Here is a 12,672-nt window from a genome sequence, read left to right as displayed (position 1 = left end):
GTGAAGGCCGGTGCGCATGACCGGTCCCGCCAGCGATACTGGCGGCGGTAGATGACCATGGGGGAGGTCAAACGTGGCAAACCCGGCACCAGGCAGCACCGTAGCGCCACTTGCGCCGGCCTCGGCGCCACCGCCGACGCGCCGTACGGCGTTCGCCGAGGGCGTCGACAGGGCGCGCGCGGCGGCGACCACGGAGCCGGGCCGGCTCCGCGTCATCGGCGCCTTCCTCGCCCTGCTCGTCCTCGCCTTCGGCGCCGTGACGGCCTGGCAGACGACCGACCGCGCGGCCGCCGCCGACGACGTGCTGCACAAGAGCCAGCCGCTCAGCACGGCCGCGGCCGACATCTACCGTGCGCTGGCCGACGCCAACACGGCGGCCTCCAGCGGATTCCTGGCGGGGGGCCAGGAAACGGCGGAGTCCCGGTCGCGCTACGAGGAGGACATCGACGAGGCCGCCTCCAAGCTCGTCACGGCGGCCAACAACGCCGACCCCGATTCGCCCTCGACGGCGTTCATCACCAAGCTGAACAAACTGCTGCCCGAGTACAAGGGCCTGGTGGAGCGCGCGCGGACGTACAACCGGCAGGGTTTCCCGGTCGGCGGCGCCTATCTGCGGTACGCGAACCAGAAGATGCAGGGGGAGATGCTCCCGGCGGCCCAGGATCTCTACACGAAGGAGAACCAGCGCCTCCAGGACGACTACGGCGACGCCACCCCCTACCCGTGGGCGGCGATCGGTCTCGGCGTCCTCGCGCTGGCCGGCCTCGCCTGGGCGCAGCACCGCAACTACCGCCGTACGAACCGGGTCCTGAACCACGGCCTGGTCGCGGCGACGGCGACCACCACGGTCGTCCTGCTCTGGCTGGTCGTCGGCCACAGCGTGGCCCGCGCGGGGCTCGACGACTCCTACGACCACGGCGTCCGCTCGCTGAACGTCCTGCACGACGCCCGGATCGCCTCCCTGAAGGCGCGCGGCAACGAGAACCTGACGCTGGTGGCGCGCGGCGCCGAGACGGTGAAGGTGGCCGCCGACGGCGAGGAGGTGACGCTCGACAAGTACGACCACGAGTTCACCACCGAGATCACCACCCTCGGCAAGGGCCTCACCCTCGCGGCGAAGCTCGCCGACGACCAGGCGGGCGAGAAGCCGGTCGCGTCGGCCGAGAGCAACATGGCGGAGTGGAAGAAGCGCCACACCGCGGCCCGCGCGCAGGACGACAACGGCAACTACGAGCAGGCGCTGGCCCTGGTGATCGGCGGCAAGGACGCGACCGGCGCGTGCTTCGACAACGTCGACCAGAACCTCGCGGACGCGCTGGCGCACGAGCAGACCGAGTTCCGGCAGGCGGCCGGGGACGGCCTGGGCGCGATGACCGGCCTGCCGATCGGCGCCGCCGTGCTCGCCGTGCTGGGCGCCGCGGGCGCGGTCGTCGGCATCGGCCGCAGACTGTCGGAGTACCGGTGAACAGGCGTGGGCCGGTGAACGGGCGTCTGCCGGTGAACGGGCGTCCGCCGGTGGGCAGGAGCGTGTCGGTGGGCGGGCGCGAACCGGCGGAAGGAGGCGTACCGGTGGAAGGGGGCGTGACGATGCGTGTGCGACGAGTGCGGGCCGGCCTGAAGGGCTGGGGCGGAGTGGGCGCGATGGCGGCCCTGTGTGCCCTCGCGCTGTCCTTCGTCCTGCTGCTGCCGTGGACGACCCGGTCGCCCGGCGACGGAAGCACCGGCCGGGCCGGCCAGGGCGTCGCCGCGGGCACCCAGGCGGCCGACGCCGACTGCACCGACCCGGAGAAGCGGACGCCGACGCCGTCGAGCGCGGACGGTCCGACGATCGCGGCCATCAAGGCCCGGACGGGCGAGAAGCGCAAGCTGATCGTCGGCGTCGACCAGAACAGCTACCGCTGGGGCTACCGCGACCCCAACAACACGGGCGCGGAGCTGGAGGGCTTCGACATCGACCTGGTCCACCGGATCGCCCAGGACATCCTCGGCGACCCGAACGCGGTCCAGTTCAAGGCCATCCCGACCAACCAGCGCATCCCGGCCATCCAGGAGGGCCGGGTCGACATGGTCGTACGCACCATGACGATCTCCTGCACCCGCCTCGACGATGTCGCGTTCTCCGCGCCCTACTTCAAGACAGGACAGCAGGTCCTCGCACCCAAGTCCTCGACGATCAAGGGCTACGACGACACGCTGGCGAAGAACAAGGTCTGCACGGCGACCGGTTCGACGGCCAACACCAAGCTGGTCGACGACAAGAAGGCGGGCAGGATCGCCTCCAGCGTCGTGATCGCCACCCCGGTGCCCAACCAGCTCGACTGCCTGGTGCGGTTGCAGCTCGGCGAGGTCGACGCGGTGGTCACCGACGGCGCGCTCGCGGCCAGTCAGGCCGCCCAGGACCCCACGGTCGAACTGAAGGGCGCCCCCTTCACGACCGAGTACTACGGCGTGGCCATGAAGAAGAACGCGACGGATCTGGTACGCCGGGTCAACCAGATCCTGGTGGAGTACCGCGCGAGCGGCTGGCAGGCCTCGTACGACAAGTGGCTGTCGGCGACACTGGGCAGTGACGCGACGAAGTCGAAGCCGCCCGCCCCCCAGTACCTGAGCACGAGCTGACGACCGGCGGGCGGGACGGCAGGGCAGGCGGCGGACAGAGCCGGGAAGACCGACAGCAGCGAGAGGTGATCGATGGGCGTCACGGGACCCCCCGGGCCGGTGATGGACCGGGACGAGGTCGACCGTGCGCTGGCGCGGCTCGGCGCGGAGCACGAGGCGATCGAGACCTCGCTCCTCGCCCTCCAGGACCACGCGGGCCGCAGGCTCCTCGAAGGCGCCGAACTCACCGGTGTCACCAAGGAGCGCTGGGCGTCCGCGGAGGCGTCGATCACGCTGCTGTGGACGTACTTCGACGCGTACACGGACGCGCTGCGCGGCGCCCGTGACATCCGCTCGCGCCGCCGCTGGTCCAGCCGCGAGGACCTGGCGGAGCTGACGGAGCTGCTGCGCGGCGAGTCGGTCACGGTGGCCGGCTCGGCCGCCGGTACGGCCGCCACCGCCAACGCGCCCACGCTGCACGGCGCCGGCCGGCTCAGCCACAGCTTCTCCCTCACCACCCTCGTCGACCGGATGAACGAGCTGTACGCGTCCTCGCTCGACATGGTCGTGACCGCCGACGCGGTGTGGTCGGCGCTGCCCGCCCGGATAGATTTACTGGCCGCGGAGCTCCAGCGCACCCGTCGGCTCGCCCACTCCGTCGGCGTCCGCCCGGGCGAGCATCCGGCGGGCGACGACCTGGAGCGCATCACCCACACCCTGACCTCGCTGCGCGAGCAGGTGGTGTCGGACCCGCTCGCCTTCTGGGTACGCGCGCAGGGCAGTTCGGCGCCGGGCGGCGGCCGTCCGGACACCACGGTGTACGACCGTGAGGCACGCGCCCTGGAGGACGTGCGCCGGGAGATCGACGCCGTACTGACGGTCCGCCAGGACGCCGAGCAGCGGCTGGTGAAGCTGCGGGACATCCTCAGCCGGGCCGACCGGACGCTCGCCGAGGCGCGGACCGCGCGCGGCGAGGTGCTCGCGAAGATCGCCGCGACGGAGGTGCCGGTGGTCAGCGGCCCGCCGACCGTGCTGCAGGAGCAGCTCGCGACGGCCGCCGAATACCGCAGGCACGCCCAGTGGCACCGCCTGTCCCCGCTCCTGGAGTCCCTGGAGCAGAAGGCGGAGGACGAACTGCTGCGTGCCCGCGAGTCGTTGACCGCGGTCACCCAGCCACTGGCGGTCCGCGCGGAGCTGCGCGGCCGTCTCGACGCGTACAAGGCGAAGGTCGCCCGGCACGGGCTCGCCGAGGACCCGTTCCTCATCGAGCGCTACGACGCGGCGCGCCGCATGCTGTGGAGCGCGCCCTGTGATCTGCGCGTGGCCGGACAGGCCGTCCTGCGCTACCAGCAGGCGGCCGCCGAACTGCTCACGGCACCGCGCGTGCCGGAGCAGGGCGGACCTCAGGACCGTAGGGGGGAGCAGTAGCCATGAGTCAGGCAGGGCAGGCGTGTCAGCGGCCGGGCTGCGAGGGGTCGTACGAGGATGTGGGCGGCGGCGAGCTGTACTGCGACACCTGCGGTCTGGCCCCGGTCGTCTCGTCCGGGGGGTCCTCCTCCGGGGGAGGGCTGATCGGCTCACCGCCGACCGGGGTGACCGGGGGCGGCAAGGGCTCGGCGGGCAGCGCCAGTTCACGGTCCAGCGGGCGCAGCGCCCGCAGCACCCGTACGTCGTCGCAGTCGTCGAAGTCGCGCCGCTCGGTGTCCGGACGGCTGTCCCGGTCGCTCTCGGGCAAGTCGACGGGCCGTTCGGTGTCGGTGCGCAGCTCCGGCTCGACGGCCGGCTCCTCCGGGCGGGCCCGGCTGGGCGCCGGCCTGGTCACGGTGCCGCAGGTGCCGCGGCCCGACCCGCGCGGGATGGTGCAGGAGAACCCCGAGGTGCCGGAGCGCAAGCGGTTCTGCTCGCGCTCCGACTGCGGTGCCCCGGTGGGCCGTTCGCGCGGCGAGCGGGAGGGACGCACGGAGGGCTTCTGCACCAAGTGCGGCCACCCGTACTCCTTCGTGCCGAAGCTGAAGGCCGGCGACGTCGTGCACGGCCAGTACGAGGTCGTGGGCTGTCTGGCGCACGGCGGGCTCGGCTGGGTCTACCTGGCGGTCGACCGCGCGGTCTCCGACCGGTGGGTGGTGCTCAAGGGCCTCCTGGACACCGGTGACCAGGACGCGATGGCCGCGGCGATCTCGGAGCGGCGCTTCCTCGCCGAGATCGAGCACGCCAACATCGTGCGGATCTACAACTTCGTCGAACACCTCGACCAGCGCACCGGCTCGCTCGACGGCTACATCGTCATGGAGTACGTCGGCGGCAAGTCCCTCAAGGAGATCGCCAACGACCGCCGCACCCCGCAGGGCAAGCGGGATCCGCTCCCCGTGGAGCAGGCCTGCGCGTACGGCATCGAGGCGCTCGAGGCACTCGGCCATCTGCACAGCCGCAACCTGCTGTACTGCGACTTCAAGGTCGACAACGCGATCCAGACCGAGGACCAGCTCAAGCTGATCGACATGGGCGCGGTCCGGAGAATGGACGACGACGAGTCGGCCATCTACGGCACGGTCGGCTACCAGGGTCCGGAGGTCGCGGAGGTCGGGCCGTCGGTCGCCTCCGACCTGTACACGGTGGGCCGTACGCTCGCCGTCCTGACCTTCGACTTCCAGGGCTACACGACCGTCTTCGTCGACTCGCTGCCCGATCCCGACAACATCGAGGTCTTCCGCCAGTACGAGTCGTTCTACCGGCTGCTGGTCCGCGCCACCGACCCCGACCCGGCCCGCAGGTTCGCCTCCGCGCAGGAGATGGCGGAGCAGCTGACGGGCGTGCTGCGCGAGGTCGTCTCGCTGCAGAGCGGCCGGGCGCGGCCCGCGCTGTCGACCCTGTTCGGGCCGGAGGTCAAGGTCACGGACACCGAGCTGTTCCCGAAGCCGACCGGCGAGGTGTCGCGGCTGGGGGCGCGGGTCGCCGTCAAGTCGTCGCGTCTGTTCGGTGGTTCGGCCTCCGCGCCGGCCCTCACCCGCGGCCCGGGCAACGGGACCGCGGCACCCGGCGGCACCGCGCCGGCCCTGCCGGGCGCCGCTCCCGCCTTCGCCGGCGCGGCTTCCGCACTGTCCGGCGCCGCTCCCGCCTTCGTCGGCGGCTCCGGGCTGCCGGGTGCCGGCGGTGTCGCGTCGCCCGGAGCCGGTAGCGCCGGTGCCGGCGCCGGCGCCGGAAGCACCGTCGCCCCGAGCGCTGCCGCCCCCGGCCTCGTGAAGACCGTCCCCGCGCCCGCCGCCGCGCTCGCGCTGCCCGTTCCGCACGTCGACGCCACCGACCCCAACGCGGGTTTCCTGGCCGGCCTGCTGGCGTCCGCGCCGGCCGAGCTGATCACGGCACTCGCGGCCGCGCCGGCACCCTCGGTCGAGACCCGGCTGCGGCAGATCCGCGCCTGGCTGGAGAACGGCGACCACCAGGCCGCCCTCATGTCCCTCCAGAAACTGGAGGGCGAACGGCCCGACGACTGGCGGGTGGTCTGGTACCGGGGCGTGACCTCGCTGGTCACCGGCGACCACGAGGGTGCCGCGCTCGCCTTCGACGCGATCTACGACGCCTTCCCCGGCGAGCCCACGCCCAAGCTGGCGCTCGGCCTGTGCGCCGAGGTGCTGGGACAGCTGGACAACGCCGCCGAGTACTACCGCCTGGTGTGGTCGACCGACCCGAGCTATGTGAGCTCCGCGTTCGGCCTGGCCCGCGTACAGCTCGCGGCCGGGGACCGCCGCAGCGCCGTACGGACGCTGGAATCGGTGCCGGAGTCCTCCATCCACTACACGGCGGCCCGGGTGGCGGCCGTGCGGGCCCGGCTCCGGGAGCGGACCGCCCTCGCCTCCGACGTACCCTTCCTGGAGGACCTCACCGCAGCCGCGGCCCAGGTCGAGGCGCTGGACGCGTACGGTCTGGACCCGACGCGGCGCGAGCAGTTGTCCGTGGAAGTCCTCGGCTGTGCCCTCGACTGGATACTCTCCGGTGGCCGGGGCGCGGGCTCGACCGCACCGGTGCTGCTCGGCAGCGAACTGGACGAGCGGGGGCTGCGCTTCGGCCTGGAGCGCTCGTACCGCACGCTGGCCCGGCTGGCGACCGGCGGCGAGGAAAGGATCGACCTGGTGGAACGTGCCAATCGTTACCGCCCCCGGACGTGGGTGTAGTTGATGTCCCAGATGCCCCGGCAGGCCGCCCTGCCGACGTGTCCGAGCTGCGCGGAGCCGCTCGACGCGGGTGACCGTTTCTGCGGCGCGTGCGGATACGACCTGTCCGCCGTACCGCCGCGCCCGGACGACCATCCGACCCTCACGATGAACGGCTCGGCCCAGCCGGCTCCCGCGCAGGCGGCGGCAGGGCCGACGGGCCCGACGGTGAGCGGTACGGCCGTGCCGGGTACCGGCCCGATCGGCGCGAGGGCGAACGGTGCCGGCTTCCACGGTGTCGCCGCTGCGGCACTGCCGCCACAGTCGGCCTCGGGAGCACCGGTGCCGCCGGGTTCCGGTGCGCCGGTACCGCATGCGTCCGGAGCGTCGGTGCCGCAGGGTCCCGGAGCGCCGCAAGGTCCCCCGCAGGGTCCCGGAGCGCCGGTGCCGTCGGCTCCCGCCGCCTCCCCCGCTTCCGGGGACTCCGGTGCCACCGGAGGCGCCGGTGTCTCGGGTGTCCGGTTCGACCGGCCCTCGGAGCCCGACGAGTACGCCCTTCAGGCGCCGGACCCCCGGGTGGCCGCCGAGGCCGCCGTGGTGGCCGAGACCGCCCAGGTGTGCGTGGCCTGCCGGGCGGGCCGGGTCGACGACGACGGGTACTGCGAGAACTGCGGGCACGCCCAGCCGCGCGAACGCGACCACATGGAGCTGGAGTCGGGGCCCTTGGCCGCGGTCAGCGACCGCGGTCTGCGCCACCACCGCAACGAGGACGCCTTCGGCCTCGGCCGCACCGCCCTGCCCGACGGCTCGCCCGCGCTCGTGGCGATCGTCTGCGACGGCGTGTCCTCCGCGACCCGCCCCGACGACGCCTCCCTCGCCGCGTCGAAGACGGCAAGGGAGTCGCTGCTCGCCGCCCTGCCGCAGGGCACGCACCCGCAGCAGGCCATGCACGAGGCGATCGTCGCCGCCTCGTACGCGGTCAACGCGCTGGCCGACGAGCCGGCCACGGCCCGTGAGCACGCCCCGCACCAGAACGCCCCGGCCTGCACCCTCGTGGGATCGATCGTCACACCCGGGCTGCTCGTCGTCGGCTGGGTCGGCGACAGCCGCGCCTACTGGGTCCCGGCGGACCGCAGTTCACCCCCGGCCCGGCTCACCGAGGACGACTCGTGGGCCGCGCAGATGGTCGCCGCGGGCCTGATGAGCGAGGCGGAGGCCTACGCCGACGAGCGCGCCCACGCGATCACCGGCTGGCTCGGCGCCGACGCCTACGAACTGGAGCCGCACACCGCCTCCTTCAAGCCGGACCGGCCCGGTGTGGTGGTGGTGTGCACGGACGGTCTGTGGAACTACGCGGAGGCGGCCGAGGAAATGGCCGAGGTCCTCCCGCCGGACGCCTCCGCCCGGCCGCTGCACAGCGCACGCGTCCTGGTCGGCCACGCCCTGGACGGCGGGGGCCACGACAACGTAACAGTGGCCGTCGTGCCGTTCCCCGCCCCCGCGCAGGGGGCAGGATCGGCCTGAGGCCGCAAACAGGGAAACACCGGAGAACACCGGAAAAACACGGGGAAACACGGGAAGCACGGGGAAGCACGCGTACGGACCGGTGGGGACCGGTCCGTATTCAGACATCGCCCCGCGAACGTGGGGTTTCCGAGGGGGATTTGAGTAGGCATGGCCAATTTCTCGAAGTCGAACGTGCCGCAGTTCTCGGTGGACGTCTACCAGAACGAGTACCTGCCGGAGGGTGGCCGCGAGGTCAACGCGATCGTCACGGTGACCGCGACCGGCGGCGGCACGGTGGGCAGCGCGGCAGCCGCCCCGCATCTGTACTCGCCGAGCCAGGGCCCGTCCGCCGCCGTGGCGATCATGGTGGACTGTTCCGGCTCGATGGACTACCCGCCGACCAAGATGCGCAACGCCCGCGACGCCACCGCCGCCGCCATCGACACCCTGCGCGACGGCGTGCACTTCTCGGTGATCGGCGGCACCCATGTCGCCAAGGAGGTCTATCCGGGCGGGGGCCGGCTCGCGGTCGCCGACGCGACCACCCGCGAGCAGGCCAAGCAGGCGCTGCGCCGGCTGAGCGCGGGCGGCGGCACGGCGATCGGCACCTGGCTGCGACTGGCCGACCGGCTGCTGTCGACGGCGGACGTCGCCATCCGGCACGGCATCCTGCTCACCGACGGCCGCAACGAGCACGAGTCGCCGCAGGACCTCAAGGCCGCCCTCGACGACTGCGCCGGCCGTTTCACCTGTGACGCCCGCGGCGTGGGCACCGACTGGGAAGTGAAAGAAGTCACAGGGATCGCCTCCGCCCTGCTCGGCACCGCCGACATCGTCGCCGACCCGGCCGGCCTCGCCGCCGACTTCACGCAGATGATGGAGACGGCGATGGGCAAGGAGGTCGCGGACGTCGCGCTGCGCCTGTGGACCCCGGTCGGCACCGCCATCAAGTTCGTCAAGCAGGTCGCGCCGACGGTCGAGGAGCTGACCGAACGCCGTACGGAGGCGGGCCCGCGCGCGGGCGACTACCCCACAGGTTCCTGGGGCGACGAGTCCCGCGACTACCACGTGTGCGTCGAGGTCCCGGCCGCGAACGTCGGCCAGGAGATGCTCGCCGCCCGGGTCTCCCTCGTCATTCCGCAGACGGACGGCACGGTCCAGAACCTCGGCGCGCAGGGTCTCGTGCGGGCCGTGTGGACCGACGACATGTCCGCCTCCACGTCGATCAACCCTCAGGTCGCGCACTACACGGGGCAGGCCGAACTTGCACAGGTCATCCAGCAAGGGCTCGACCTTCGCAAAGCGGGCGATATGGATGGAGCAACGGCCAAACTGGGCCGGGCGGTTCAGCTCGCGAGCGCCTCGGGGAACGGTGATACTGCGAAACTGCTTGCGAAGGTGGTGGACGTGGTCGATGCCACGACAGGTACTGTGCGACTGAAGGCGAAGGTCACGGACGCCGACGAGATGACGCTCGAGACCCGGTCCACAAAGACTGTTCGTGTAAAGAAGTGACCTGAACGCGCTTTAGGGACACCGAACGAGAGAGGGGGACGCGCCGACATGCCGACCTGCCCGAACGGACACCAGTCGGGTTCCGACGACTGGTGCGAGGTCTGCGGTCACCGCATGGCCGGTGCCGTACCTCCGCCCCCTCCCCCACCGCCCCCGACCGCCGGCGGCTACGGCTTCCCGCCGCCCGGCCAGGGTCAGGGCGGCCAGCCCGGCGGACGGCACCTGTCCTCCGTACCGGACCACGAGCCGGAGCTCTGCCCGCAGTGCCGTACGCCCCGTGAGGGCGGTGCGCCGTTCTGCGAGGAGTGCCGGTGGAACTTCCTGACCAACACGGCCACCTCCTACACCCCGGCCGCCCCACGCCCACCGGCGCCGAGCCCCGGCGCGGGTCCGGGCGGTCCGGGTCAGGGCGGTCCCGGCGGTCCTGGTGGCCCCGGCGGTCCTGGTGGCCCCGGCGGGCATTTCCAGCCGCCGCCTCCCTCCTACGGGGGCAGTGACTCGTTCGAGTACCAGAGCTCCCGCCCGTCCCAGATGAACCGTCCCGCCGAGCCGCTCCCGCCGTTCGGCGGCGAGCCCGCGGGCCCGGGCGGTCAGGGCAGGCCCGGCGGCCAGGGTGGTCCGGGCGGTCCCGCCGGCGGTCCGCCTCCGGGCGCCTTCGGACGCGACCCCTCCGGCCAGGGCGGCGACCCCTTCAGGGGCGACCCCTCCGGCCAGGGCGGCGACCCCTTCAGGCGCGAGCCGTCCGGCCCCGGCGGCCGTCCTCCCGGCCCGCCCGGCGATCCCTTCGGGCGTGAACCTTCGGGTCCGCCCTCGGACCCCTACCGACGTGAGCAGAGCGGACAGGCCTCCGATCCCTTCGGGCGCGAGCCCGGCGGTCCCGGCGGCGATCCCTTCGGGCGCGAGCCCGGCGGCCCCGGCGGCCGTCCTCCGGGTCCGCCCGGCCCCGGCGGCCCGTCCGCCTTCGGCGCCGACCCCTCGCGACCCGTTCCGCCGCCGCCCGGGCCCACGCCCACGGCCGGTCCCGGCATACCGGGCCAGGGCGGCTTCGGTGGCGGCCAGCACGACCCCAGGAACCAGCACGACCCCAGGAACCAGGGCGGTCCCGGGAACCAGGGCGGCCCCGGGGCTCCGCAGGCCTTCCAGCCGTCCGGCCCGACGGCCCCGTCCGGCTTCCCGCCGGAGACCGGTCGTCCGCAGCAGCCCGGCGGCCGGCCCTTCGGCGGCGCCGACGACGACTGGGTGATCTCCCCGCCGTCGCACACCGGCCCCGGTCAGGGCGCGCCCGGTGGCCCCGGCCCGGCTCAGGGCGGCGGTGGCTACGGCTACCCGCAGCCCGGCACCAACCAGGCACCGCCCCCGCCCGGCCCCGCCTACCAGCAGCAGCCGGCGACCTGGTCGGTGACCATCGGCCCGGACCGCGCGTACTTCATGGCGATGATGCACCGCTCGGGCCCCGAGGCCGCGGGGCTCAACCTGCCCGCGTACTCGCCCGAGCAGCAGCGCATGCTCACCGGCAACCAGTTCACCATCGGCCGCCGTCGCCACTCCACCGGGGAGACCCCCGACCTGGACCTGTCGGTGCCGCCGGAGGACCCGGGCGTCTCGCACCAGCACGCGGTGCTGGTCCAGCAGCCGGACGGCAGCTGGGCCGTCGTCGACCAGAACTCGACGAACGGCACCACGGTCAACGGCTCGGAGGAACCGATCCAGCCGTTCGTCCCGGTGCCGCTCCAGGACGGCGACCAGGTGCACGTCGGCGCCTGGACGACACTCACGATCCGCCGCGGCTAGGCCTCGACGAGGCCCGGCCCCGACGTATCCGTCGTACCCGTCGAACCCGGCAGGGGCCACGCGTACGGCCCCTCCGGTTCGTCGAGCCACGCCCACGCGTGCTCGGCGCCGACCGTGATGCCGTACCGCTCCCGCCCCGGCATGCCCTCGCGCTCCCACAGGACGGACGCCTCCTGCGGGTCGAGGGTGCCCCGGGTCAGGGCCAGCAGGAAGCGGAACGTGTCGCTCTCCCTGGCCCGGTGCGGGACTCCGGCGAGTGCCACCTGCTCCGGCTCCGGCCGCTCCGACCCGCGCAACGGCACGAAGTAGGCCGGAGTCTCCAGGAAGTGGCCCTCGGCGTGTCCGGCGTCCCGCACGGTCAGCGCGATCAGCCCGGTGCCCAGCGGCGCCAGGATCAGGGCTCCGGGGGCGCACTGGGTGAGCCAGGCGCGCGGGACCGACGCCAGCGTGCAGGTCGCGATGATCCGGTCGAAGGGAGCGCGTTCGGGTACCCCGCGCGCCCCGTCCCCGGTGACGACGGTCGGCCGGTACCCGGCGTCGTCGAGGTGCCGGCGGGCGGACTCGGTGATCTCCGGGTCCAGGTCGACGGTGGTGACGTTCCCGTCGCCGAGCCGGTACGACAGCAGCGCCGCGTTGTAGCCGGTGCCCGCGCCGATCTCCAGGACCCGGTCGCCGTCCGCGACCCGCAGCTCGGCCAGCATCAACGCCATCAGCGAGGGCTGGCTGCTGGAGGAGAGCAGTACGCCGTCGCGCAGCCTGGTGGCCAGTGGGACGTCCTCGTACGCGCCCCGCACCCAGCGCTCCCGGGTGCGCGGGTCGGGGCTGCCGCCCCAGCGCCGTTCATAGCCGCCTACACCGCCGACGTAGTAGTACGGCACGAAGAGGTGGCGCGGGACCGCCGCGAAGGCCTCGGCCCAGCGCGGATCGGCGCCGAAGGCCCCGCTCGCCTCGATCTCGCGCAGCAACACCGCCCGTGCCGATGCGGCGAGATCTGCCAGCTCCTTGTCGAGTGCGTCCGCGCTCATGACTCCACTGTGCGGCGCGCGGCCCCGGGAAGCGAGCCGCTGGGAGTGACCGCAGGGGGCGGTCCTAAGCCTCAAGTCCTCCGTCTCCC

At 73.4% G+C, this 12,672-nt stretch carries 8 protein-coding genes; 7 read left to right on the top strand and 1 reads right to left on the bottom strand.

The window, feature by feature from the left end:
- Positions 1 to 73: 73 nt before the first annotated feature.
- From OG933_RS28175 to OG933_RS28145, 7 genes are all read left to right on the top strand, one after another.
- The gene (locus OG933_RS28175) at positions 74 to 1,465 is read left to right on the top strand and encodes a hypothetical protein (protein ID WP_362525319.1); all 1,392 of its coding nucleotides are present in this window, start codon (positions 74 to 76) and stop codon (positions 1,463 to 1,465) included.
- A 122-nt stretch (positions 1,466 to 1,587) separates the two neighbouring features.
- Positions 1,588 to 2,619 carry a glutamate ABC transporter substrate-binding protein gene (locus OG933_RS28170; protein ID WP_362525322.1) on the top strand — a complete coding sequence of 344 codons (1,032 nt, stop codon included), beginning with the start codon at positions 1,588 to 1,590 and terminating at the stop codon, positions 2,617 to 2,619.
- A gap of 72 nt (positions 2,620 to 2,691) precedes the next feature.
- Positions 2,692 to 4,026 (top strand): hypothetical protein, encoded by a 1,335-nt coding sequence (locus OG933_RS28165; RefSeq protein ID WP_405629409.1) that lies wholly within the window; start codon positions 2,692 to 2,694, stop codon positions 4,024 to 4,026.
- Positions 4,027 to 4,028: 2 nt separating this feature from the next.
- Positions 4,029 to 6,767, top strand: coding sequence for a tetratricopeptide repeat protein (locus OG933_RS28160; RefSeq protein ID WP_405629407.1), 2,739 nt, complete (start codon positions 4,029 to 4,031; stop codon positions 6,765 to 6,767).
- Positions 6,768 to 6,770: 3 nt separating this feature from the next.
- On the top strand, positions 6,771 to 8,270 hold the full coding sequence (locus tag OG933_RS28155) for a protein phosphatase 2C domain-containing protein (protein WP_362525329.1): 1,500 nt from the start codon (positions 6,771 to 6,773) through the stop codon (positions 8,268 to 8,270).
- A gap of 150 nt (positions 8,271 to 8,420) precedes the next feature.
- Positions 8,421 to 9,767 (top strand): VWA domain-containing protein, encoded by a 1,347-nt coding sequence (locus OG933_RS28150; RefSeq protein WP_362525332.1) that lies wholly within the window; start codon positions 8,421 to 8,423, stop codon positions 9,765 to 9,767.
- Positions 9,768 to 9,815: 48 nt separating this feature from the next.
- Positions 9,816 to 11,558, top strand: a complete 1,743-nt coding sequence (locus OG933_RS28145; RefSeq protein WP_405629405.1) for an FHA domain-containing protein — start codon at positions 9,816 to 9,818, stop codon at positions 11,556 to 11,558.
- Here OG933_RS28145 and OG933_RS28140 read toward each other — a convergent pair.
- Entirely contained in the window at positions 11,555 to 12,583 is a 1,029-nt protein-coding gene (locus OG933_RS28140) for a methyltransferase domain-containing protein (RefSeq protein WP_362525337.1), read from the bottom strand. The genes OG933_RS28145 and OG933_RS28140 overlap by 4 nt on opposite strands.
- Between the last annotated feature and the right edge of the window lie 89 nt (positions 12,584 to 12,672).

Source organism: Streptomyces sp. NBC_00016 (assembly GCF_045040885.1).
Classification (GTDB): Bacteria; Actinomycetota; Actinomycetes; order Streptomycetales; family Streptomycetaceae; genus Streptomyces; species Streptomyces coriariae.
The sequence above is the reverse complement of the archived record's forward strand: the minus strand, read 5'-3'. Positions and strand labels throughout refer to the sequence as shown.